23 protein-coding genes are annotated in these 22,490 nt (G+C 70.5%); 11 read left to right on the top strand and 12 right to left on the bottom strand.

Annotation, left to right across the window (positions count from 1 at the left end):
- Positions 1-9: 9 nt before the first annotated feature.
- Both ABD295_RS05375 and ABD295_RS05370 read right to left on the bottom strand, forming a co-directional pair.
- Positions 10-2,121: a DEAD/DEAH box helicase gene (locus tag ABD295_RS05375; RefSeq protein ID WP_344302611.1), complete on the bottom strand. Its 2,112-nt coding sequence runs from the start codon at positions 2,119-2,121 to the stop codon at positions 10-12.
- 187 nt (positions 2,122-2,308) lie between these two features.
- Positions 2,309-2,914 carry an acVLRF1 family peptidyl-tRNA hydrolase gene (locus tag ABD295_RS05370; protein ID WP_344302610.1) on the bottom strand — a complete coding sequence of 202 codons (606 nt, stop codon included), beginning with the start codon at positions 2,912-2,914 and terminating at the stop codon, positions 2,309-2,311.
- A gap of 22 nt (positions 2,915-2,936) precedes the next feature.
- On the opposite strand from ABD295_RS05370, the gene ABD295_RS05365 reads away from it, so the two are divergent.
- Positions 2,937-3,290 (top strand): hypothetical protein, encoded by a 354-nt coding sequence (locus ABD295_RS05365; protein ID WP_344302609.1) that lies wholly within the window; start codon positions 2,937-2,939, stop codon positions 3,288-3,290.
- A 9-nt stretch (positions 3,291-3,299) separates the two neighbouring features.
- Here ABD295_RS05365 and ABD295_RS05360 read toward each other — a convergent pair whose 3' ends face one another.
- Genes ABD295_RS05360 through ABD295_RS05325 form a run of 8 tightly spaced genes read right to left on the bottom strand, consistent with a single transcriptional unit; the run spans position 3,300 to position 9,828 of the window.
- A complete protein-coding gene (locus tag ABD295_RS05360; RefSeq protein ID WP_344302608.1) occupies positions 3,300-3,689 on the bottom strand; it encodes a metal-sulfur cluster assembly factor in 390 nt (129 codons plus the stop codon).
- Positions 3,686-4,144: a Fe-S cluster assembly sulfur transfer protein SufU gene (sufU, locus tag ABD295_RS05355; protein ID WP_344302607.1), complete on the bottom strand. Its 459-nt coding sequence runs from the start codon at positions 4,142-4,144 to the stop codon at positions 3,686-3,688. Before sufU ends, ABD295_RS05360 begins: the two co-directional genes overlap by 4 nt.
- Before the next feature lie 4 nt (positions 4,145-4,148).
- A complete protein-coding gene (locus ABD295_RS05350) occupies positions 4,149-5,429 on the bottom strand; it encodes a cysteine desulfurase (RefSeq protein ID WP_425573972.1) in 1,281 nt (426 codons plus the stop codon).
- A 2-nt stretch (positions 5,430-5,431) separates the two neighbouring features.
- Complete coding sequence (gene sufC / locus ABD295_RS05345) at positions 5,432-6,190, bottom strand: Fe-S cluster assembly ATPase SufC (protein WP_344302606.1); 759 nt, start codon at positions 6,188-6,190, stop codon at positions 5,432-5,434.
- Entirely contained in the window at positions 6,187-6,522 is a 336-nt protein-coding gene (locus ABD295_RS05340) for a Rieske (2Fe-2S) protein (protein ID WP_344302605.1), read from the bottom strand. The genes sufC and ABD295_RS05340 overlap by 4 nt, the downstream gene beginning before the upstream one ends.
- Positions 6,519-7,727: a Fe-S cluster assembly protein SufD gene (gene sufD / locus ABD295_RS05335; RefSeq protein WP_344302604.1), complete on the bottom strand. Its 1,209-nt coding sequence runs from the start codon at positions 7,725-7,727 to the stop codon at positions 6,519-6,521. The genes ABD295_RS05340 and sufD overlap by 4 nt, the downstream gene beginning before the upstream one ends.
- Positions 7,724-9,142, bottom strand: a complete 1,419-nt coding sequence (gene sufB / locus ABD295_RS05330) for a Fe-S cluster assembly protein SufB (RefSeq protein WP_344302603.1) — start codon at positions 9,140-9,142, stop codon at positions 7,724-7,726. The genes sufD and sufB overlap by 4 nt, the downstream gene beginning before the upstream one ends.
- Positions 9,139-9,828: a helix-turn-helix transcriptional regulator gene (locus tag ABD295_RS05325; protein ID WP_344302717.1), complete on the bottom strand. Its 690-nt coding sequence runs from the start codon at positions 9,826-9,828 to the stop codon at positions 9,139-9,141. Before ABD295_RS05325 ends, sufB begins: the two co-directional genes overlap by 4 nt.
- Before the next feature lie 195 nt (positions 9,829-10,023).
- Between ABD295_RS05325 and ABD295_RS05320 the strand changes: the two genes are divergently transcribed.
- From ABD295_RS05320 to ABD295_RS05305, 4 genes are all read left to right on the top strand, one after another.
- On the top strand, positions 10,024-10,197 hold the full coding sequence (locus ABD295_RS05320; protein WP_344302602.1) for a response regulator transcription factor: 174 nt from the start codon (positions 10,024-10,026) through the stop codon (positions 10,195-10,197).
- 76 nt (positions 10,198-10,273) lie between these two features.
- Entirely contained in the window at positions 10,274-10,954 is a 681-nt protein-coding gene (locus ABD295_RS05315) for an ABC transporter ATP-binding protein (RefSeq protein ID WP_425573987.1), read from the top strand.
- Positions 10,951-11,760 (top strand): ABC transporter permease, encoded by an 810-nt coding sequence (locus ABD295_RS05310; RefSeq protein ID WP_344302600.1) that lies wholly within the window; start codon positions 10,951-10,953, stop codon positions 11,758-11,760. Before ABD295_RS05315 ends, ABD295_RS05310 begins: the two co-directional genes overlap by 4 nt.
- A gap of 32 nt (positions 11,761-11,792) precedes the next feature.
- Positions 11,793-12,773, top strand: coding sequence for a COX15/CtaA family protein (locus ABD295_RS05305; protein WP_344302599.1), 981 nt, complete (start codon positions 11,793-11,795; stop codon positions 12,771-12,773).
- On the opposite strand, the gene ABD295_RS05300 is transcribed toward ABD295_RS05305, so the two are convergent.
- Positions 12,722-13,681, bottom strand: a complete 960-nt coding sequence (locus ABD295_RS05300; RefSeq protein ID WP_344302598.1) for a heme o synthase — start codon at positions 13,679-13,681, stop codon at positions 12,722-12,724. The genes ABD295_RS05305 and ABD295_RS05300 overlap by 52 nt on opposite strands.
- A gap of 115 nt (positions 13,682-13,796) precedes the next feature.
- Between ABD295_RS05300 and tkt the strand changes: the two genes are divergently transcribed.
- The 6 genes from tkt to pgl are packed head-to-tail and all read left to right on the top strand — an operon-like array spanning position 13,797 to position 21,971.
- Entirely contained in the window at positions 13,797-15,923 is a 2,127-nt protein-coding gene (gene tkt / locus ABD295_RS05295) for a transketolase (protein ID WP_344302597.1), read from the top strand.
- A gap of 23 nt (positions 15,924-15,946) precedes the next feature.
- Positions 15,947-17,050 carry a transaldolase gene (tal, locus tag ABD295_RS05290; protein WP_344302596.1) on the top strand — a complete coding sequence of 368 codons (1,104 nt, stop codon included), beginning with the start codon at positions 15,947-15,949 and terminating at the stop codon, positions 17,048-17,050.
- Positions 17,051-17,058: 8 nt separating this feature from the next.
- Positions 17,059-18,744: a glucose-6-phosphate isomerase gene (gene pgi / locus ABD295_RS05285; RefSeq protein ID WP_344302595.1), complete on the top strand. Its 1,686-nt coding sequence runs from the start codon at positions 17,059-17,061 to the stop codon at positions 18,742-18,744.
- A complete protein-coding gene (zwf, locus tag ABD295_RS05280; RefSeq protein ID WP_344302594.1) occupies positions 18,744-20,300 on the top strand; it encodes a glucose-6-phosphate dehydrogenase in 1,557 nt (518 codons plus the stop codon). The genes pgi and zwf overlap by 1 nt, the downstream gene beginning before the upstream one ends.
- 22 nt (positions 20,301-20,322) lie before the next feature.
- Positions 20,323-21,234 carry a glucose-6-phosphate dehydrogenase assembly protein OpcA gene (locus ABD295_RS05275; RefSeq protein ID WP_344302593.1) on the top strand — a complete coding sequence of 304 codons (912 nt, stop codon included), beginning with the start codon at positions 20,323-20,325 and terminating at the stop codon, positions 21,232-21,234.
- Positions 21,231-21,971 (top strand): 6-phosphogluconolactonase, encoded by a 741-nt coding sequence (gene pgl, locus ABD295_RS05270; RefSeq protein ID WP_344302592.1) that lies wholly within the window; start codon positions 21,231-21,233, stop codon positions 21,969-21,971. The genes ABD295_RS05275 and pgl overlap by 4 nt, the downstream gene beginning before the upstream one ends.
- A gap of 114 nt (positions 21,972-22,085) precedes the next feature.
- Here the strand turns inward: pgl and ABD295_RS05265 are convergent, their stop codons facing one another.
- Entirely contained in the window at positions 22,086-22,445 is a 360-nt protein-coding gene (locus tag ABD295_RS05265) for an RNA polymerase-binding protein RbpA (protein ID WP_344302591.1), read from the bottom strand.
- Positions 22,446-22,490 lie beyond the last annotated feature (45 nt).

Below are 22,490 nucleotides of genomic sequence, written 5' to 3'. Positions count from 1 at the left end.
GTCGGTCTTCTAGTCGCCGCGTGCCTCGAGCGCGTCGGTGAGCAGCGCGACCAGCGCCTCGAGCTGCACGTCCGTCGACGACGAGACCTCCTCGTCGGACCCGTCGAGCGCGCGCGCCGCGAGGCCGGCCTTGCTGTCGATCAGCTCGGCGATCTTGGAGTCGATGGTCTGCGCCGCGATGATGCGCCACGCGGTGACGGGCATCTCCTGGCCGATCCGGTGCACCCGGTCGATCGCCTGGGTCTGCTCCGCGTCGGTCCAAGACAGCTCGGACAGCACGACGTTGGACGAGACCTGCAGGTTGATGCCGACGCCCGCGGCCGACAGCGAGCAGACGATGACGGCGACGTCGGGGTCGTTGACGAAGTCGTCGATCGCCTTCGTGCGCGCCTTCGGCGTCTGGTCTCCTCGGATCGAGGAAGAACGGATCCCGCGCTGGGCGAAGAGCTCCTCCGCGGCGTCCATCACGTCGACGTGCTTGGCGAAGAACACGACCTTGCCGACGTTGCGCGCCAGCTGCGCGGCGTAGTCGGCTGCGAGCACGGCCTTGGCCTGGCCGATGCGGCGCATCATGCCGAAGACGTTCTCGGCGCTGTCGGAGGAGTCACCGTCCTCGCGCTCCCAGCCGGCCACGCGGCGTACGAGGTCGTGGTCGATGCCGTCGACCGTCACGCCCGACGTGCGCGCCGCGAGGGCGCTGTCGTAGCGCTTGACCATCCGCGCTGCGAGCACTCGCTCGGCCTCGCGGATCGAGCGGCCCACGCCCTCGTCGAGCTCGACCGGCAGGTCGGCGATGCGACGGGCGGGGATGTCCTTGGCGACGTCGACCTTGCGGCGGCGCACGATGCCCATGTCGATGACGGCCGAGCGCGCCGCGGCGTAGAACGCCGGCTCGGCAGGCGTCAAGCCGGTCTCCTCCAGCCGCGACATCAGCTCAGCCTCGGGAGCCTTGTCGCCGATCCAGCCCAGGAACTGCCAGATCGCCCGGAAGTCCTCGATGTCGTTGATCAGAGGCGTCCCGGTCAGGGCCATCAGAAGCGGGCGCACGGTGCGCTGCCGGAGGCGGGCCGACAGCTCGAGGGCGTGCTGGGAGCGCTGGGAGGACTTGTTCTTGATGAAGTGCGCCTCGTCGACGACCATGCCGCGGAAGCCGAAGCTGCCGAGCCAGCCGACGTGCCGGTCGAGCACCTCGTAGTTGACCACCACGATGTCGGCGAAGCCGTCGATCGCGTCGCCGTCGCCGTGGATGATCGTGGCGGGGCGCTTGGGGGTCCAGATGTTCGCCTCGCGTGCCCAGTTGGCCTTCACGACGTTGGGGACGACGACCAGCAGCGGGAAGGCACCTGCGGCCTCCGCCGCGAGCAGCGCCTGGGCGGTCTTGCCTAGGCCGGGCTCGTCGGCCAGCAGGAAGGTGCGGTGTCCCTCGGCGGCCGCGGCCACCACCTGCGCCTGGTGCGGCATCAGGTCCAACCCGTCGCGAATGTGGCTGTTGGTCGGCTCCGGCAGCTGCATGCACGACGACTTGCCGCCGTACTCGAAGGAGCGGAAGAGCGGACCGAGGAGCTCCCAGGACGACAGGCGTCCGGTGCGCGGGTGGACGACGGCGCCGGAGAAGTCGGGCACGAGGAACGGGTTGGCGAGCTGACGGGCGATCACCGACTGCGGCACGACCTGCCGCTCGCGGCCCGGGACCACCGCGGTCACCTCGGGCTCCGGCTCCTCGTCGAGAGGTTCGAAGCCACCGGCCTTGAGCATGTCGCGCTTGAGGTCGCGCGCGGTCTCGGAGACGACGGCGTCCTCGGCGAGCAGGGCCAGCAGGGAGGGGTCGCGCACGGACGTCTTGGCCAGGATCGTGGCTACTCCGTCGAGGCGGCGCAGCTGCTCGTCGCGCCACGCCTCGCCGTGGTCGGCATCGGCCTTCACCCGCGCCCGCTCCTCACGGACCAGCAGGGCGATCACCTGGAAGCGGGTGCGCGAGCCGGGCCGGATGCGGCCGCGCTCGGCCTCGGCCTCCACCTCGCGGACAGCCTTCGCCAGCACCGGGATGATGCCGTCGTTGCCGCGCTGCTGTCGCGGAGCGGTCCGGGTGCCACCCGAACCGCGTTGGCCTCGTCGTGCCAAGAGGTCTCCTGAGAGAACGTGCCGGGCGGACGCGCGTCCGCTCGGACCGGAATGAACGAGTCGACGTGATCGGCGCTGATACGTCTTGCGAGACGTGTGCCGAGTCGACCTCGGCGGCTCGTCGCGAGCCACCGTTGTGGCCAGGATAGCGCGCTCCCCCCGGCGTGGGCGCATTCGGGGCGAGTCTTCAGGGCTCGTCGATGTCCAGGACGGCGGCCTGCGCGTCGGCGATCGCGGCATCGAGCTCGCGGCGTCGTGGGTCGGGGACGGGGAGCCAGGGGCCGACCACGGCCAGGCCCGTCAGCCGCCGGTCGGCCAGCACCTCGTCGACGGCGGCATGGTCCCCACCGGTCACGACCGGGCCGAGGCCGCCCAGCAGCCGCGCGGCGTGGTCGGCGGCCGCTTCGAACGCCTGCCGGGCCTGGTTGTCGCGCCGCCGGGCGAACCGTTGCTGGCTCTGCCCGCCGGCCTTGGTCCGGCCCTGCACGTGCCGCTGGCCGATCTTGTGCTCGCGGAGGGCGTCCGCGGCGAGTCGGCCGATCGCAAAGCCGCCCTTGCGCACGAGCAGCACGCCCCAGTCAGGCGGGGCGACCACCGCCGCCGCGAAGCTCGCCGCGTCGGCCGGGCCGTCGTACGCCGCCCCGAACGGCAGGCGCGCGGAGAACGTCGTGTCGTCCTCGGCGCGGCCAATCAGGACGCCGTCCGCGACGGCGAGCGTGACCTCGCCGTGCCGGCCGCCGACGTTCTCGACCCATCGCTCCACCCGCTCTGCGGGGACGCGGACGGAACGCATGACGCGACGCTAACGTCCCACCGTGATGAAGGTGGCCCAGTCACCGCAAGTAAGCGTGAACGGGCTCGATCCCGAACCCGCCACGGCCGGCGCGCTGTTCACCGTCACGGCCGCCTCCGGGGAGTCGGAGACGTTCACGCTGAGCGCGATCGCCGACGACTGCCCCGAGGACGGCGGCCTGGTCCTCGAGGTCGCCGGACAACCCGCACAGGCGGTCGACCTTCCAGGCACGGCGCCGTACACCTACTCGCTGGACCTGGCGCTCGGCTCGACGCCACACACGGCCACGGCGACCTGGCCCGACGACCTTGAGTTCCCCGGAAGCGGCGAAGTGCTCCTCACCGAATGGGACCCACCGCTGCCCGTCGGTGACTGACGGCGTCCGTCAGACGTTGAAGCCCAGGGCGCGCAGCTGCTCGCGGCCGTCGGGGGTGATCTTGTCGGGACCCCACGGCGGCATCCAGACCCAGTTGATCGCGACGTCCTTGGCCAAGCCCTCGAGCGCGGAATTGGTCTGGTCCTGGATCACATCGGTCAGCGGGCACGCCGCCGAGGTCAGCGTCAGGTCGAGGACGACGTTGCTGTCGTCGATGTGGACGCCGTAGAGCAGGCCGAGGTCGACGACGTTGATGCCGAGCTCGGGGTCGACGACGTCCTTCATCGCCTCGGTGACGTCGTCGACGGTCAGTGTGCTGGTCCCGGCAGCGGCCGGCGAGGTCGCCTCGGGGACCTCGGGCAGGTCGCCGTGGTCCACGGGTGCGTTCTCGGTCGTCATGACTTTCCTCCTTGGTCGACCAGCACGGTCGACGTTGCGTCCTTCCAGGCCATCCACGAGAGCAGCGCGCACTTCACGCGCGCCGGGAACTTGGCCACCCCGGCGAACGCGACCGCGTCCTCCAGCGTCTCCTCGTCCGGCTGCACCTGGCCCTTGCCCTGCATCAGCGTCAGGAACTCTTCATGCACGGCGAGCGCCTCGTCCACCGACTTACCGATCACGAGGTCGGTGAGCACGCTCGCCGACGCCTGCGAGATCGAGCAGCCGACGGAGTCGTAGGACACGTCGGCCACGCGGTCGCCGTCGAGGTGGACGCGGAGCGTCACCTCGTCGCCGCAGGTGGGGTTCACGTGGTGCACCTCGGCCTCGTAGGGCTCGCGGAGTCCCTTGTTCAGCGGGTTCTTGTAGTGGTCCAGGATGATCTCCTGGTAGAGCGCGTCGAGCTCGGCCGTCATCTCGTCAGCCCACCTTGAAATAGCTGCGGACGAACAGGAGCCCCTCGACGAGCGCGTCGATCTCGTCTGGCGTCGTGTAGAGGTACGACGACATCCGCGTCGACGACTGCACGCCGTAGCGCGCGTGCGCCGGCTTGGCGCAGTGATGACCTGCGCGCACCGCGATGCCGCGGGTGTCCAGCACAGTGGCGACGTCGTGCGGGTGCACGTCGGCCAGCTCGAAGGAGATCGCTCCACCGCGCTGCTTCGGGTCGAGCGGACCGAGGATCCGCACGCCCGGCACCGTCTGCAGGCCGTCGAGCGCGTACGCCGTGATGGCCTGCTCGTGCCGGTGCACGTTCTCCATCCCGACGTGGCCGAGGTACTCCACAGCCGCACCGAGGCCCACGGCCTCGACGATCGGCGGGGTGCCGGCCTCGAACTTGTGCGGCGCCGGGGCGTACGTCGACCGCTCCATCGTGACGGTCTCGATCATCTCGCCGCCGCCGTGGAACGGCGGCAGCGCGGCAAGCACCTCGGCGCGGCCCCAGAGCAAGCCGACGCCGGTCGGGCCGACGACCTTGTGGCCGGTGAAGGCCAGCAGGTCGGCTCCCGAGGCGACGACGTCGACGGGCAGCTGCGGCACCGCCTGGGACGCGTCGACGACGACGAGCGCACCCACCTGGTGGGCGCGGTCGGCGATCTGACGGACCGGGTTGATGGTGCCGAGCATGTTGGACACCCAGGTCAGCGAGACCACCTTGGTGCGCTCGTTGATCAGCTCGTCGATCTGCGAGAGGTCGAGGTGCCCGTCGTCGGTCAGCCCGAACCAGCGCAGGGTCGCTCCGGTGCGTTCGGTGAGCAGCTGCCACGGGACGATGTTGGAGTGGTGCTCCATCTCGGTGATGAGCACCTCGTCGCCCGGGCCCACCTTGAGGTCGCCCTCGGCCCAGGCCAGGGTGTTGGCCACCAGGTTGAGCGCCTCGGTGGCGTTCTTGGTGAAGACGACCTCGTCGCGCGACGGTGCCCCGATGAAGGCCGTGACCTTGTCGCGGGCGCTCTCGAAGGCCTCGGTCGACTCGGCGCCGAGCTGGTGCATGGCGCGCGCGATGTTGGCGTTGTGCCGCTCGAGGTGGTCGACCATCGTGTCGATGACCACCTGCGGCTTCTGCGACGTGTTGGCGCTGTCGAGGTACACCAAGGGAGCCCCACTCGCGACCGTGCGGGTGAGGATCGGGAAGTCCTTGCGGATGACCTCCAGATCCGGGAGCAGTCCCTCGACGTGCGACCCCTCGACGTGCGGCATGGTCAGACCGCCGCCGACGAGTACTTCTCGTAGCCCTCTGCCTCGAGCTGGTCGGCGAGCTCGGGGCCGCCCTGCTCGGCGATCCGGCCGTTGATGAAGACGTGCACGAAGTCCGGCTTGATGTAGCGCAGGATCCGCGTGTAGTGGGTGATCAGCAGGACACCCTTGTCAGCGTCCTCCGCGAAGCGGTTGACGCCCTCGGAGACGACCTTGAGCGCGTCGATGTCGAGCCCGGAGTCGGTCTCGTCGAGGATCGCGACCTTGGGGTCCAGCAGCTCGAGCTGGGCGATCTCGTGGCGCTTCTTCTCGCCGCCGGAGAAGCCCTCGTTGACGTTGCGCGCCGAGAAGGTCGAGTCGAGCCCGGCCTGCTCCAGCACGGTGTTGACGTCCTTGACCCACGTGCGCAGCTTGGGAGCCTCGCCGTCGATCGCGGTCTTGGCGGTGCGCAGGAAGTTGGCGACCGAGACGCCGGGGACCTCGACGGGGTACTGCATGGCCAGGAAGAGCCCGGCCCGCGCGCGCTCGTCGACGCTCATCGCGAGCACGTCGGCCCCGTCGAGGGTGACCGTGCCGCCGGTGACGGTGTACTTCGGGTGGCCCGCGATCGAGTAGGCGAGGGTCGACTTGCCCGAGCCGTTGGGGCCCATGATCGCGTGCTTCTCACCGCTGTTGATGGTGAGCGTGACGCCCTTGAGGATCTCCTTGGGGCCGTCCTCGGTGTCGACCGAGACGGTCAGGTCGTTGATTGCGAGGGTGCTCACTGGGGTGTGACTCCGTTCAGGGTGGTCTCGGTGTCGACGTAGACGTCGTCACCGCGGATCTCGATGGGGAAGGTGGCGACCGGCTCGGTGGCCGGGAGGCCGATGGGCTTGCCCGTGCGAAGGTCGAAGCGCGAGCCGTGCAGCCAGCACTCCAGCGTGCAGTCGCTGACCTCGCCCTCGCTCAGCGGGACGGCGGCGTGGGAGCAGGTGTTCTCGACCGCGAAGACCTCGTCGCCGTGGCGGGCGAGGGCGACGTCCTGGCCGTCGACGGTGACCGCGGTGGCCTCGTCGTCGGCGATCTCGGACAGCGCGCAGACTCGTTCGAACGTCATGGGCGTGCTCCCCCGACGTTGGGCCCGGCGATCGGGTCGGCGGCGGGTGTGACGTTCTTGGCCAGCTCCGCCTCGACGGTCTGGATCAGCCGCTCCTCGATGGCGGGCACGCCGACCTTGCGGATCAGGTCGTTGAAGAAGCCGTGCACGACGAGACGGCGCGCCTCGGCCTCCTCGATGCCGCGGGACCGGAGGTAGAACAGCTGGTTGTCGTCGAAGCGACCGGTCGCCGACGCGTGCCCGGCGCCTTCGATCTCGCCGGTCTCGATCTCCAGGTTGGGGATCGAGTCGGCCTGGCAGCCGTCGGTGAGCACCAGGTTGCGGTTCTCCTCGAAGGTCTCGATGCCCTCGGCGACCTTGCGGATCAGCACGTTTCCGACCCAGACGGTGTGCGCACCCTGGCCTTGGAGCGCGCCCTTGTAGGACACGTGGCTCTTGGTGCGCGGGGCGTCGTGGTCGGCGAAGAGGCGGTGCTCGATGTGCTGGCCGGCGTCGGCGAAGTAGAGGCCGAGCAGCTCGGCCGAGCCGCCGGGGCCGGCGTACGACACGTTGGCGTCCATCCGCACGACGTCGCCGCCGAAGCTGATCGCTGCGTGCTTGTAGGAGGCGTCGCGACCGACGAGGGCCTGCGTGTGGGTGAGGTGGACGGCGTCGTCGGCCCAGTCCTGGATCGACACGACGGTCACCTGGGCGCCGTCGCCGACGAGCACCTCGACCACCTGGGCCAGTGCCGCGCTGCCGGTGTGGTTGAGCACCACGGTGGCGCGGGAGTGGCGTCCGAAGCGCAGCGCCACGTGGCCTGCCTCGGTGTCGGCCGCATCGGTGCCGTGCACCTGGACGATCACGGGCTCGGCGACCTCGGCGTCGGCGGGGACGTCGACGAGCAACGACGTCGGCACGTCGGCGAGCACGCGGGCGCCGAAGCGGGTGTTGGGCACCAGCCCACTGATCCCGCGCAGCGCACGCGCCTCCGTGCCGTCCACGACCTCGACGCGGACGCCGTCGGGTGTGTTCCAGTCATAGGTCGTCGCACCCGAGCCGAGCTCCGCGTCGGCGTGCAGGCCGCGCAGTCGCTTCAGCGGGGTGAACCGCCAGATCTCCTCGCGCCCGGTGGGCACGACGTGGTCGCCCACGTCGTAGGAGCCCTCTGGGTGCAGGTGGGACTCGACCCTGGAGGTCTCCAGGGCCTCAGCAACAGCCGTCATCCGACAGCACCCTCCATCTGCAGCTCGATCAGTCGGTTCAGCTCCAGCGCGTACTCCATGGGGAGCTCCTTGGCGATGGGCTCGACGAAGCCGCGCACGATCATCGCCATCGCCTCGTCCTGCTCCATGCCGCGCGACATGAGGTAGAAGAGCTGGTCCTCCGAGACCTTCGAGACGCTCGCCTCGTGGCCCATGGACACGTCGTCCTCGCGGATGTCGACGTAGGGGTAGGTGTCGCTGCGGCTGATCTGGTCGACCAGCAGCGCGTCGCAGAGCACGTTGGACTTGGACCCGTGTGCGCCCTCGTTGATCTGGATCAGACCGCGGTACGACGTGCGCCCACCGCCGCGCGCCACCGACTTGCTCAGGATCGAGCTGGAGGTGTTGGGGGCGGCGTGCACCATCTTGGCGCCGGCGTCCTGGTGCTGGCCCTCGCCCGCGAAGGCGATCGACAGCGTCTCGCCCTTGGCGTGCTCGCCCATGAGGTAGATCGCGGGGTACTTCATCGTCACCTTGGAGCCGATGTTGCCGTCGACCCACTCCATCGTCGCGCCGGCCTCGCAGGTCGCGCGCTTGGTGACGAGGTTGTAGACGTTGTTGGACCAGTTCTGGATCGTCGTGTAGCGGCAACGGCCGCCCTTCTTCACGATGATCTCGACGACCGCGGAGTGCAGCGAGTCCGAGGAGTAGATCGGGGCGGTGCAGCCCTCGACGTAGTGCACGTAGGCGTCCTCGTCGACGATGATCAGCGTCCGTTCGAACTGGCCCATGTTCTCGGTGTTGATCCGGAAGTAGGCCTGCAGCGGGATGTCGACGTGCACGCCCTTCGGCACGTAGATGAACGAGCCGCCCGACCACACCGAGGTGTTCAGCGCGGCGAACTTGTTGTCGCCGACCGGGATGACCGTGCCGAAGTACTCGCGGAAGAGCTCGGGCTGCTCGCGCAGGGCGGTGTCGGTGTCGAGGAAGAGCACGCCCTGCTCCTCGAGGTCCTCGCGGATCGAGTGGTAGACGACCTCCGACTCGTACTGAGCCGCGACACCGGCGACCAGGCGCTGCTTCTCCGCCTCGGGGATGCCGAGCCTGTCGTAGGTGTTCTTGATGTCCTCGGGCAGGTCCTCCCACGAGGTGGCCTGCTTCTCGCTGGACCGGACGAAGTACTTGATGTTGTCGAAGTCGATCGCCGACAGGTCCGAGCCCCAGGTCGGCATCGGCTTGCGGTGGAAGAGCCGGAGGCCCTTCAGGCGCAGGTCGAGCATCCACTGCGGCTCGTTCTTCTTCGCGGAGATGTCGCGGACGACGTCCTCGTTGAGCCCCCGGGTCGCGGTGGCGCCGGCTGTGTCGCTGTCGGCCCAGCCGAACTGGTAGCGACCGATGCCCTTCAGCTCGGGGTTGAGCTCCTCGATGGAGGTCACATCGTCTCCTTCTGGATCGTCGTGCTCGTGGTGCTGCTGGGGATGCAGGTCGTGCAGACGCCGTCGCCATGGGCGATCGTCGCCAGTCGCTGGACGTGGGTGCCGACGACCCGGCCGATCGCCTGGGTCTCGGCCTCGCACAGCTGGGGGAACTCGTGGGCGACGTGTGAAACGGGGCAGTGCTGTTGGCACAACTGCGCGCCCACCACCGGTAATTCCCTGATGGACGCGGCGTAGCCGCCGCTCGTCAACACCTGGGCCAGCGCGTCGGCCGGCGTCAGCTCCGGTCGCTCGGTCAGCAAGCGGGCGCAGTCGCGCTCGATGAACGCCACCCGGCGCCGGGCGAACTCCATGACCGCCTCGTCGCCACCCGTCTCGGCCAGGAACCGCAGCGCGGCGACCGCGAGGTCGTCGTACTGCTGGTCGAAGGAGTCGCGTCCGGACTCGGTGAGGGCGAACACCTTGGCGGGCCGACCGCGGCCCCGCGTGCCGTAGACGCGTCGCTCGCGTGCCTCGACCAGTCCTTCGTCGAGCAGGTGGTCGAGGTGCCGGCGGACGGCGGCGGGCGTGAGCGTCAGCCGGGCAGCCAGGTCGGCGGCGGTGGAGGGTCCGTTCTCCAGGATCGACCGGGCCACGCGCTCGCGCGTGGGGGCGTCCCCCGCGGCAGGCTGCTGCGTTCCGGTCAATTCCACAACACCAGTGTGACGTTATTGCGGAGCCGTCTCAAGTAAGGCTCGCCTAAGCCATTGACCCATGGCTCCCTGTGGTCGAGCAGGTCCCGCCCTACGACGCGACCTCAGCCGCTCTTCCGGGAGACCAGGAGTCCCAGCACGGACCCGGCCGGACCGGCCGTTCCCCGAGCTCAGCGAGCGCGAGACGAGGTGCTCGACCTCGTCGCGGGCGGGCTCAACAACGGCCAGATCGCGCAGCGCCTGTTCCTCTCCCCCAAGACGATCCGCAACAACGTCACCAGCATCCTGGCCAAGCTCCAGGCCACGGATCGGGCCGACATCATCATCCGGGCGCGCGACGCCGGGCTGGGCACCGACCGCTGAGCTGGCCGCGGTCGGGCGAACCTAGGATTGGGCGGTGCCCGTGCCGTCCCCTGCTGTCGAGATCAACGGTCTCGTGATGAGGTACGGCGCCACCACCGCGGTCGACGGGCTCGCGATGACCGTCGACTCGGGCACCATCACCGCCGTGCTCGGACCCAACGGCGCCGGGAAGACGACCACCCTGGAGACGTGCGAGGGCTTCCGGCGGGCGCAAGCGGGCACCGTCCGGGTGCTCGGCCTGGACCCGAGGAAGGACCGCCGCGCGCTGCTGCCGCGCATCGGCGTGATGCTCCAGGACGGCGGCGCCTGGTCGGGCGTGCGGGCGCTGGAGATGCTCCACCATGTCGCCCGGCTGCACGCGCACCCGCTCGACCCGGCTGCGCTGGCGTCCAGGCTGGGTCTGGAGGACTGCGGGCGGACGCCGTACCGCCGTCTCTCCGGAGGGCAGAAGCAGCGGCTCGGCCTGGCCCTGGCGATCGTCGGCCGGCCCGAGCTCGTGTTCGTCGACGAGCCCACCGCCGGCATGGACCCCCATGCCCGCCGCACCACCTGGGACCTCTTGCGCGAGCTGCGTGCCGCGGGCGTCACGGTCGTGCTCACCACCCACCACATGGACGAGGCCGAGCGACTGGCGGACGTCGTCCACATCGTCGACCGCGGCCGCGTCGTCGCCTCGGGCTCGCCCGCCGACCTCACCGCAGACGGCCGCACCCTCGAGGACGTCTTCCTCGACGTCACCACGCGGAGCGGCACGTGAGCCCCGACCAGCGCTGGCGCGACCCGCACGCGGCCCCTGGTGCGCGCCTCGACCTCTCCCCCGCGCCCGGCGCCGCTCCGTTCGGCCTCCAGGTCCTCGCGCAGACGCGCATGGAGACCCGGCTCCTGCTCCGCAACGGCGAGCAGCTGCTCCTGGCCATCGTCATCCCCGTCCTCGCCCTGGTGGGGGGCGTTGCGGCGGCGGGACGACTCGACCTCGACCTCGGCGACCAACCGGTCGACGTCCTCACCCCCGGCGTCCTCGCGCTCGCGGGGCTGTCCACGGCGTTCACCTCGCTGGCGATCGCCACCGGCTTCGAGCGGCGCTACGGCCTGCTCAAGCGCCTCGGCGCCTCGCCCCTGCCGAGGCACGGGCTGCTCCTCGGCAAGATCGGCGCGATCCTCCTCGTCGAGCTGGTCCAGGTGGTGGTCCTCGGCACCGTCGGCTTCGCGCTGGGCTGGCAGCCGGACGCCGACGTGCCCGCTGCGTTGCTCGCCCTGGTGCTCGGCACGGCCGCCTTCGGGTCGCTCGGGCTGCTGCTGGCGGGCGCCGTACGGGCCGAGGCGACGCTCGCGATCGCGAACCTGGTCTACCTGCTCCTACTGACGGGCGGCGGCGTGGTGTTCCCGACCGAGGAGTACGGCGCGCTCGGCCCGGTGCTCGAGTGGCTGCCCTCCGGGGCTCTGGGCGAGGCGATGCGCGCCGCGCTGACCCACGGATCCGTCGACGGACGCTCGATGTTGGTGCTGCTCGCCTGGGCGGCGGTCGCCGCACTGCTGACGTCGAGGACGTTCCGATGGGAGTGACCGCATGGGAGTGACCGCATGGGAGTGACCGCATGGCACTGACACCGCCCGGCGCGGTCGAGGGGTGGCTGTGGCGGCTGTCCGTCGCCAACCTCGTGGCCAACATGCTGATCGTCGTGACCGGCGGCGCCGTCCGCGTCACCGGCTCGGGTCTGGGCTGCCCGACGTGGCCCCGCTGCACCGAGGGCTCCTACCGCCCGCACGGCGCCCTCGGCGTGCACGGTGCGATCGAGTTCGGCAACCGGATGCTCACCTTCGTCCTGGTGGCGATCGCGATCGCGTGCTGGGTGGCGGCGCTGGTGCTGCTCGTCCGTCGCTGGCGGGCGACCAGGCCGTGGCGGTTCTTCTGGCTGGCGACGGGTGTGGTGCTCGGCATCCCGGCGCAGGCGGTCATCGGCGGCTTCACGGTCCTCACCGACCTCAACCCCTACGTCGTCGCGTTCCACCTCCTGGTCTCGATGGCGCTGATCGGTCTGTGCGTGGTGCTCGTCGACGCCCAGCGAGGCCCGCCCCGGCCGGCCGCGCCACCCCGAATGCGCCGGCTCACGTGGGTGGTGTTCGCTGCCGCCTGGGTGGTCCTCTACCTCGGCACGGTGGTCACGGGCAGCGGCCCGCACTCCGGCGACCTCGACGCCCGCCGCACGGGGCTGGACCCGCAGCTGATGTCACACGTACACGCGATCGCCGTCTACGTCCTCGTCGCCGTCACCGTGGGCCTGGTGGTGACGGCGCACCGCACCGGCGCCGGCATCGTGCTCCGCGCCGGCCTGCTGCTCCTCGGCGTCGAGCTTGCCCAGGGGTTCGTCGGCTTCACGCAGTACTTCCTCGACCTGCCGGAGGCGCTGGTGGTCCTGCACCTGCTCGGCGCGGCCCTCGTCTCCGCCTGCGCCACGGCGGTCCCCCTCTCGGCCCGGGCACGCGACGCGGGGTCAGCAACCACCGAGACGGGCAAGGCCCTGGGTCAGCCGAGCAGCGGGTCGACGGCGACGGCCACGAAGAGCAGCGCGAGGTAGAGGTTGGACACGTGGAAGAGCCGCATCGGGTCCATCAGGGCGGGGTTCTCCGTCTGCCGCGACTTCGCCCAGAGCCGGTGCGCCTCGGCGATGAACACCGCGCCGAGGAGCGTCGCGGCGACGATGTAGACCAGTCCTGTGCCGGCGACCGGCCAGAGCAGGAACGACGTCGCGACGGTCGCCCAGGTGTAGAGCACGATCTGCCGGCCCACCACGGCCGGCGGCGCGACCACGGGCAGCATCGGCACGTCCACGCCCGCGTAGTCGTCGCGGTAGCGCAGCGCCAGGGCCCAGGTGTGCGGGGGCGTCCAGAAGAACACCACCGCGAAGAGCACGACCGGGGGCCACGCGAGCTCACCGGTGACAGCGGTCCAGCCGATCAGCGCTGGGAAGCAGCCGGCCAGGCCGCCCCAGACGATGTTCTGCGTCGTGCGCCGCTTGAGCCAGATGGTGTAGACGACGAGGTAGAACGCCTCGGCAGCGAGGGCGAGGCCGGCCGACAACGCGTTGACCCAGACCAGCAGGATCACCGTGGCCAGCACCCCGAGCACGACGCCGAAGATCGTGGCCGCCACCGGCGACACGATGTGGCGAGGCAGGGCCCGGCGACGGGTCCGTCTCATCTGCTCGTCGATGTCGCGGTCCCACACGCAGTTGAGCGCGGACGCCGAGCCCGCCGACAGGGCGCCACCGACGACCGTCGCGACCACGAGGCCCAGGGCCGGGACGCCGCCCTCGGCGGCGAACATCACCGGAACGGTGGTCAGCAGGAGCAGCTCGATGACCCGCGGCTTGGTCAGCCCGACGTACGCCGCCACGACGTCGCGGAGACCCGCGTGAGCGGGCGCGGGCGAGTTGGCGTCACCCGAGGCCGCAGCGGCACGAGCCGACTGGCCAACGTACGACAAGAGGCGACCTCAGCTCGGTGCGGAATGGGTACTAACAGGTCGTCGCAGTCTACCGCCGTGCGTGAGTAGGCTCGGCGACGGAGGCACCCCACACTCCGTTCCCCACTTGCGAAGGATGGCTGTGAGCACGCTCCCCGAACGTCTCGACTGGACCGACCTGGACGCGAAGGCCGTGGACACCGTCCGGGTCCTCGCCATGGACGCCGTGCAGAAAGTCGGCAACGGCCACCCCGGCACGGCGATGAGCCTGGCCCCTGCGGCTTATCTCCTCTTCCAGAAGGTCATGCGCCACAATCCCGCCGACCCGCACTGGCCGGGGCGCGACCGCTTCGTCCTCTCCTGCGGCCACTCGTCGCTCACCCTCTACCTCCAGCTCTTCCTCGGTGGGTGGGGTCTCGAGCTCGACGACATCAAGACGCTGCGCACGTGGGGCTCCAAGACCCCTGGTCACCCGGAGTACGGCCACACCGCCGGCGTCGAGACCACGACCGGCCCGCTGGGCCAGGGCATCGGCAACGCGGTGGGCATGGCGATGGCGGCGCGCCGCGAGCGCGGCCTGCTCGACCCCAACGCCGCCGACGGGGCGTCGCCGTTCGACCACCACATCTACGCGCTGTGCAGCGACGGCGACATCGAGGAGGGCGTCAGCGCCGAGGCCTCCGCGATCGCCGGCGTGCAGCGGCTCGGCAACCTCACCGTCATCTACGACGCCAACCGGATCTCCATCGAGGACGACACCGACATCGCGCTGAGCGAGGACGTCGGCGCCCGCTACGAGGCCTACGGCTGGCACGTGCAGACCGTCGACTGGACCAACGACGACACGTCCTACGCCGAGGACGTGCCCGCGCTCTACGCCGCGATCAAGAAGGCCCAGGCGGTCACCGACCGGCCCAGCTTCATCGTGCTGCGCACGATCATCGCCTGGCCGGCGCCCAACCTGCAGAACACCGGCAAGTCCCACGGCTCCGCGCTCGGTGCCGACGAGGTCGCCGCAACCAAGAAGGTCCTCGGCTTCGACACCGACCAGACGTTCGAGGTGCCGCCGGGCGTGCTGGAGCACACCCGTGAGGCCGTCGCTCGTGGCAAGGCCGCGCAGCAGGACTGGGACGGCGAGTTCGAGCGCTGGTCCAAGAAGCCCTCGGCCGACCTCGCGCTCTTCGAGCGGATGCAGACGCGCACCCTGCCCGACGGCTGGGACGCCGACCTGCCGACCTGGAGCGACGAGCCCAAGGGCGTGGCCACGCGCGTCGCCTCCGGAAAGGTCATCAACGCCGTCGCCGGGGCGATGCCGGAGCTGTGGGGCGGCTCGGCCGACCTCGCCGGCTCCAACAACACCACCATCGAAGGCGTCCCGTCGTTCCTGCCCAAGGACCGCTCGACCAAGATGTTCCCCGGTGACCCGTACGCCGGCCGGGTGCTGCACTTCGGCATCCGCGAGCACGCGATGGGCTCGATCATGAACGGCATCGCCGTCCACGGCGGCACCCGCGTCTTCGGCGGCACGTTCCTCACGTTCTCCGACTACATGCGCCCGGCCGTGCGCCTGGCGGCGCTGATGCAGCTGCCGGTCACCTACGTGTGGACGCACGACTCGATCGGCCTGGGCGAGGACGGTCCGACCCACCAGCCGATCGAGCACCTCGCCGCGCTCAGGGCGATCCCGGGTCTCGACGTGGTGCGCCCGGGTGACGCCAACGAGACCACGGCGGTCTGGAGGGCGATCCTCGAGCACGACGACCGGCCCGCCGGCCTGTGCCTGAGCCGGCAGAACCTCCCGGTCTTTCCCCGTGGTGAGGACGGCTTCTCCGACACCTCCAACGTGCACCGCGGCGGCTACGTGTTGATCGACGCCCCCGACCTCGACGGCCGCAGCGGCCAGCCCGACGTCGTGCTGATCGGCACCGGCTCCGAGGTGCAGCTGGCCGTGGAGGCCCGTGAGCAGCTCGCGGCCGACGGGATCCGCGCCAGGGTGGTGTCGATGCCGTGCCGCGAGTGGTTCGACGAGCAGGAGGCGTCGTACCGCGAGATCGTCATCCCGCCGATCGTCAAGGCGCGCGTCGCCGTCGAGGCCGGCATCGCCCAGGGTTGGCACGAGATCGTCGGCGACCACGGCCGCATCGTCTCGATCGAGACCTACGGCGCCAGCGCCGACTACGCCCGCATCTACCAGGAGTACGGCGTCACGGCAGAAGCCGTCGCCAACGCCGCGCGCGACTCCGTCGCGCTCGCCGGCGCCTGAACCACCTACGAAGGAGTCCCCGCATGTCCGACAACCTGAAGTCCCTGAGCGACGCCGGAGTCTCGATCTGGCTCGACGACCTGTCCCGCGAGCGCCTCGAGACCGGCAACCTCGCCGACCTGATCAAGAACAGCCACGTCGTGGGCGTCACGACCAACCCCTCGATCTTCGCCGCGGCGCTGGCAGACGGCGAGCGGTACGACGAGCAGGTCCGCGAGCTCGCCGCTGAGGGCGCCGACGTCGACCGCACGGTCTTCATGCTCACGACGCGCGACGTCCGGCAGGCGTGCGACCAGCTGATGGAGAGCTTCGAGGCCAGCGGGGGTGTCGACGGTCGGGTCTCCATCGAGGTCGCGCCCGACCTGGCCCACGACGAGGCCGCGACGATCGCGTCCGCCCAGGAGCTGCGCGACGAGGTCGACCGCCCCAACGTCCTCATCAAGATCCCGGCTACCACCGAGGGCGCTCCCGCGATCACCACCACGATCGGCAACGGCATCAGCGTCAACGTCACGCTGATCTTCGGGTTGGAGCGCTATCGCCACGTGATGGAGGCCTACGTCTCCGGCCTGGAGAAGGCGCGCGACGCCGGACAGGACCTGTCGAGGATCCGCTCGGTCGCGTCGTTCTTCGTCTCCCGCGTCGACACCGAGATCGACAAGCGGCTCGACGAGATCGGTGGCCACGACGACCTCAAGGGCAAGGCCGGCGTGGCGAACGCCCGGCTCGCCTACCGCGAGTTCGAGAAGTTCTTCGCCGGGGAGCGCTGGGAGGCGCTGGCCGCTGCCGGTGCCCACAAGCAGCGCCCGCTCTGGGCGTCGACGGGCGTCAAGAACCCCGACTACCGCGACACGATGTACGTCGACGACCTCGTCGTCGCCGACACCGTCAACACGATGCCCGAGAAGACCCTCGACGCCGTGCGCGACCACAGCGACATCCAGGGCGACCAGGTCACCAACCACTACGACGACGCCGAGCAGGTCATGGCCGCTCTCGCCGATGCTGGTATCGACTACGACGACGTGATCGACACCCTCGAGCGGGAGGGCGTGGAGAAGTTCGAGAAGTCCTGGACCGAGCTCCTCGAGACCGTGCAGGGCCAGCTCGACCAGGCCAAGGGCTGAGCGGGGCAGTGACGGACTCCCCCGTCGACCCGACGTCCACGGACGCCTGGGACCGGCTGACCACGCTGGCCGAGGCGTTCGCCCCCGACCTGAGGGCGTGGTTCGAGGCCGACCCGGAGCGGGTCGATCGGATGACCCACACCGCCGCCGACCTGCACGTCGACCTGTCCAAGAACCTCGCGGACGACGACGTCGTCGCCGCCCTGCTGGCGCTGGCCGGCGAGGTGCGGTTGACCGAGCGTCGCGACGCGATGCTGCGCGGTGACCACATCAACGTCACCGAGGACCGGGCCGTGCTCCACACCGCTCTCCGGCTCCCCCGCGACGCGACCCTGCAGGTTGACGGCCAGGACGTCGTGGCCGACGTGCACGAGGTGCTCGACCGGGTCTACGCGTTCGCCGGTGACGTGCGCTCGGGCGCGTGGACGGGCGTCACCGGCGAGCAGATCGCCACGGTCGTCAACATCGGCATCGGCGGCTCCGACCTCGGTCCGGTGATGGCCTACGAAGCGCTGGCGCCGTACGCCGACGGGCCGGAGTGCCGATTCATCAGCAACATCGACCCGACCGACGCCGCACGCACGCTCGAAGGGCTCGACCCCGCCACCACGCTCTTCATCGTGTCGAGCAAGACCTTCGGGACCCTCGAGACGCTGACCAACGCGCGCCTCTGCAAGGCGTGGCTGCTCGACGGCCTGCGCTCGTCCGGAGCCATCGGCGGCGACGACGACTCCTCGTCCGGGGCGGTCGCCAAGCACTTCGTGGCCGTGTCGACCGCGCTCGACAAGGTGGCGGCCTTCGGCATCGACCCCGCCAACGCGTTCGGCTTCTGGGACTGGGTCGGCGGCCGCTACTCCATGGACTCCGCCATCGGCACGTCGCTGGTGGTGGCCGTCGGGCCGGAGCGCTTCGACGAGATGCTCGCGGGGATGCACGCCATGGACGAGCACTTCCGCGCGAGCGACCTGGCCCAGAACGTGCCGGCGCTGATGGGCCTCCTGAACGTCTGGTACACCAACTTCCTCGGCGCCCAGACGCACGCCGTGCTGCCCTACGCCCAGCTGTTGCACCGCTTCCCGGCCTACCTCCAGCAGCTCACTATGGAGTCGAACGGAAAGAGCGTGCGCTGGGACGGCTCGCCTGTCACCACTGACACGGGCGAGGTGTTCTGGGGCGAGCCGGGCACCAACGGGCAGCACGCGTTCTACCAGCTGATCCACCAGGGCACCCGCCTGATCCCGGCTGACTTCATCGCGGTCGCCGAGCCGGCGTACCCTCTCAAGGACGCCCACGACGGACAGAGCACGGACGTGCACGGGCTGTTCCTGGCCAACTTCTTCGCGCAGACCAAGGCGCTGGCGTTCGGCAAGACCGCCGACGAGGTGCGTGCGGAGGGCACACCCGAGGCAGTGGTGCCCGCCCGCGTCTTCGAGGGCAACCGGCCGACGACGTCGATCATGGCGCCGGCGCTGACGCCGTCGGTGCTGGGACAGCTGATCGCGCTCTACGAGCACATCACGTTCACCCAGGGGGTGGTCTGGGGCATCGACAGCTTCGACCAGTGGGGCGTCGAGCTCGGCAAGCAGCTCGCCCAGCAGGTGGCGCCGGCTGTCGCCGGCGATGCCGAGGCGCTCGCCGAGCAGGACCCCTCGACAAGGTCGTTGATCTCCTACTACCTGGAGCACCGCAGCTGATGGCCGATCGGGACGCTCGGACCCAGACGAAGGCACCACGCGCCAACCCCTTGCGCGACCCTCAGGACAAGCGCCTGCCACGCATCGCCGGCCCCTGCGGGCTCGTGCTCTTCGGGGTCACCGGCGACCTGTCGCGCAAGAAGATCATGCCCGCGATCTACGACCTCGCGAACCGCGGTCTCCTGCCCCCCGGCTTCTCGATGGTCGGGTTCGCACGGCGCGAGTGGCACGACCAGGACTTCGCGCAGATCGTGCATGACTCGGTGAAGCAGTACGCCCGCACGGAGTTCCGCGAAGAGGTGTGGCGACAGCTGGCGGCCGGGTTCCGCTTCGTGCCGGGCGACTTCTCCGACGACGTGGCCTTCGAGCACCTGCGGCGCACCATCGAGGAGCTCGACGAGGAGCGCGGCACCGCCGGCAACCACGCGTTCTACCTGTCGATCCCGCCGAAGTTCTTCGGTGACGTCGTGCGCCAGCTGCACGAGCACAAGCTCGCCTCACCTGACGACGGCTCCTGGCGCCGTGTGGTCGTCGAGAAGCCCTTCGGCCACGACCTGACCTCCGCGCGTGAGCTCAACGACGTCCTCGACGGCGTCTTCCCTCCGGAGTCGGTCTTCCGCATCGACCACTACCTCGGCAAGGAGACGGTGCAGAACATCCTGGCGATCCGCTTCGCCAACGCGATGTTCGAGCCGCTGTGGAACTCCAACTACGTCGACCACGTCCAGATCACCATGGCCGAGGACATCGGCATCGGCGGCCGCGCCGGCTACTACGACGGCATCGGCGCCGCCCGCGACGTGATCCAGAACCACCTCCTCCAGCTGCTCGCCCTGGTGGCGATGGAGGAGCCGATCTCCTTCGACGCGGCCAGCCTGGTCACCGAGAAGCTCAAGGTGCTCTCCTCGGTGCGGCTGCCGGCCAGGCTCGACCTGACGACGGCCCGCGGTCAGTACGACGCCGGCTGGTCCGGCGGGGTCAAGGTGCCCGGCTTCTTCGACGAGGAGGGCATCCCCGCCGACTCGCACACCGAGACGTACGCCGCCGTCAAGCTCCACATCGACACCCGCCGCTGGGCCAACGTGCCGTTCTACCTGCGCACCGGCAAGCGTCTCGGCCGCCGGGTCACCGAGGTGGCCGTGGTCTTCAAGCAGGCCCCGCACCAGCCCTTCTCCGCGACCGCGACGGAGGACCTGACGCACAACGCGTTGGTCATCCGGGTTCAGCCCGACGAGGGCATGACGCTGCGCTTCGGGTCGAAGGTGCCCGGCACCGCGATGGAGATCCGTGACGTGAGCATGGACTTCGCCTACGGCGGGGCGTTCACCGAGTCGTCCCCCGAGGCGTACGAACGGCTGATCCTCGACGTGCTCCTCGGCGACCCGCCGCTCTTCCCCCGGCACGCCGAGGTGGAGGCGTCCTGGAAGATCCTCGACCCCGTGCTGGAGCACTGGGCCCGACGCGGCAAGCCCGACGCGTACCCGTCCGGGACGTGGGGTCCCGCGAGCGCGGACAAGATGCTGGTTCGCGACGGCCGTAGCTGGCGCAGGCCGTGAGGTGTGAAGTGAGGAGGGGCTCATGAAGATCCAGCTGACCGAGACCAACGCGTCCGAGATCGCGGCGGAGTTCATGCGCGCCCGCATCCGAGCCGGCAGCCCCGTGATGGGCATGGTGATGACGCTGATCATCGTCGTCGACGAGGACGGTGCCGACGACGCGATGGAGGCCGCGAAGGAGGCCTCGCACGAGCACCCCGCACGAGTGCTCGGCGTGATCCTCGGCGACGGTCGCGGCGCGGGCGTGGTCAACGCCCAGGTCGGCACCGGCGGCGGCTGGGCGGGCGAGACCGCGCTGATCCGGCTCAAGGGCGAGGTGACCAAGCACCCCGAGTCGGTGGTGCTGCCGTTGCTGCTGCCCGACTCGCCCGTGGCGGCGTGGTGGCCGAAGGACCACCCGGACGACCCTGCGGAGGATGCGCTCGGGCGCCTGGCCGGCCGCCGGATCACCGACGCGGCCTTCGTGACGCGGGGCAAGCTCAAGGCGCTGCACGGGCAGTGCCTGGCCTACTCGCCGGGCAACACCGACCTCGCCTGGACCCGGCTGACCCCCTGGCGCGCTCTGCTCGCTGCTGCCCTCGACCAGCACCCCGGCCGCGTGACCGCGGCCTCGGTGAGCGCGGAACGCATCTCGCCGTCGGCAGACCTGCTCGTGGCCTGGCTCGCCGACCGCCTCAAGATCGACGTCGCCCGGCGCACCTCCGACGGCCCCGGCATCACCTCGGCCGTCCTCGAGACGAAGGACGGCGAGATCCGGATCGACCGGCCCGACGGCCGGCTGGCGACCTTCAGCTCGCCGGGCAAGCCCGACCGCCCGGTGGCGCTCAAGCGCAAGGACCTGCCGGAGCTGCTCGCCGAGGAGCTGCGCCACCTCGACGAGGACGACGTGTACGCCGCCACGGCCCGCGCTCTGGTCAAGCAGGCCGCCTCGTGAGCGGCGAGGCCCGCCCCGATCCCCGCGTGGAGCGGTTCGCCGACAGCGACGCCGTGGCCGAGGAGGTGGCCCGACGGCTGCTCGACGTGCTCTCCGTCTTCCAGGCCAACGGGCACGACCCGCACATCGGCCTGACGGGCGGCACCATCGCCGACGTCCTGCACCGGCGCCTGGCGGAGCTGTCCCCCGACTCGAACGTCGACTGGTCGCGCGTCCACGTCTGGTGGGGCGACGAGCGGTTCGTCGCTGCCGACTCCGACGACCGCAACGCGCTCCAGGCTCGCCGGGCACTGCTCGACCACGTCGACGTCGACCCGGCCCTCGTGCACGAGATGCCGTCCACCGACGACGCACGCGACGCAGAGGCGGGCGCGGCGGCGTACTCCGCCACCGTGCGGGCCAGTGGCGACGGCGAGCTCGACGTGCTCATGCTCGGCATCGGTCCCGACGGTCACTGCGCCTCGCTCTTCCCGCACCACCCGGCGCTGCACGTCGAGGACCAGGTGGCGACGTACGTCCTCGACTCCCCCAAGCCGCCGCCCGAGCGGATCACCCTCACCTTCGAGGCACTCAACCGCTCGAAGGCGGTGTGGTTCCTCGCCACGGGCGAGAGGAAGGCCGACGCGGTCGCCGCCGCCCTCTCGCCGGGCGAGGTGCGGGACACCCCGGCCCGCGGAGTGCGCGGCTCCGCGGAGACGATCTTCTTCGTGGACGAAGCCGCCGCCGCGCGCCTCTGACCGAGTCGGCGCGACCCCCACGCGCGCGAGACGGCGCTAGGTCGACGCTAGGAGGCTCGCGTCGGGCACCAGGGACCAACCGAAGGTGAGGTCCCGGCCCCGGTCAGGCACGGATCAGAAGATGATCTCGCCGGACTTGCGCCGCGACCGCAGCAGCTGGATCGCCTCGTCGAGGATGTCCTCGGCCTCCTTGTCGGAGCGGCGCTCCTTCACGTAGGCCAGGTGGGTCTTGTAAGGCTCGATCTTGGGCGCCGGCGGCGGGTTCTCGCTGTCCATCGAGGCAGGAAGGCCGCACTTGGGGCAGTCCCACGACTCGGGGACCTGTGCCTCCACGGAGAAGGTCACCACGGAGCGGTGCCCGTGGGAGCAGAAGTAGGTGACGGCTTGCCGCGGCGCGGCCTCGCCACGCTCGGCCTCGCCCATCGGTCCCGCGCCGACCCGGCTACCCCGGATCGCGTTTCCTCCACCAGCCACGGACGTTCCTCTCAGGGGTTCAGACTCAGCAGGGGCACTGTGTCG

The sequence above is a fragment of the Nocardioides bigeumensis genome (genome assembly GCF_039531755.1).
Taxonomy (GTDB): domain Bacteria; phylum Actinomycetota; class Actinomycetes; order Propionibacteriales; family Nocardioidaceae; genus Nocardioides; species Nocardioides bigeumensis.
This window is presented reverse-complemented; position numbering and strand designations above follow the sequence as displayed.

What these genes read in the sequence shown, in the direction of transcription:
- ABD295_RS05370 (WP_344302610.1), bottom strand. Translation starts at nt 2,914, where the DNA reads ATGCGTTCCGTCCGCGTCCCCGCAGAGCGGGTGGAGCGATGGGTCGAG.
- ABD295_RS05360 (WP_344302608.1), bottom strand. Translation starts at nt 3,689, where the DNA reads ATGACGACCGAGAACGCACCCGTGGACCACGGCGACCTGCCCGAGGTC.
- sufU (WP_344302607.1), bottom strand. Translation starts at nt 4,144, where the DNA reads ATGACGGCCGAGCTCGACGCGCTCTACCAGGAGATCATCCTGGACCAC.
- ABD295_RS05350 (WP_425573972.1), bottom strand. Translation starts at nt 5,429, where the DNA reads ATGCCGCACGTCGAGGGGTCGCACGTCGAGGGACTGCTCCCGGATCTG.
- ABD295_RS05340 (WP_344302605.1), bottom strand. Translation starts at nt 6,522, where the DNA reads ATGACGTTCGAACGAGTCTGCGCGCTGTCCGAGATCGCCGACGACGAG.
- sufD (WP_344302604.1), bottom strand. Translation starts at nt 7,727, where the DNA reads ATGACGGCTGTTGCTGAGGCCCTGGAGACCTCCAGGGTCGAGTCCCAC.
- ABD295_RS05315 (WP_425573987.1), top strand. Translation starts at nt 10,274, where the DNA reads ATGAGGTACGGCGCCACCACCGCGGTCGACGGGCTCGCGATGACCGTC.
- ABD295_RS05305 (WP_344302599.1), top strand. Translation starts at nt 11,793, where the DNA reads ATGGCACTGACACCGCCCGGCGCGGTCGAGGGGTGGCTGTGGCGGCTG.
- tkt (WP_344302597.1), top strand. Translation starts at nt 13,797, where the DNA reads ATGGCTGTGAGCACGCTCCCCGAACGTCTCGACTGGACCGACCTGGAC.
- tal (WP_344302596.1), top strand. Translation starts at nt 15,947, where the DNA reads ATGTCCGACAACCTGAAGTCCCTGAGCGACGCCGGAGTCTCGATCTGG.
- zwf (WP_344302594.1), top strand. Translation starts at nt 18,744, where the DNA reads ATGGCCGATCGGGACGCTCGGACCCAGACGAAGGCACCACGCGCCAAC.
- ABD295_RS05275 (WP_344302593.1), top strand. Translation starts at nt 20,323, where the DNA reads ATGAAGATCCAGCTGACCGAGACCAACGCGTCCGAGATCGCGGCGGAG.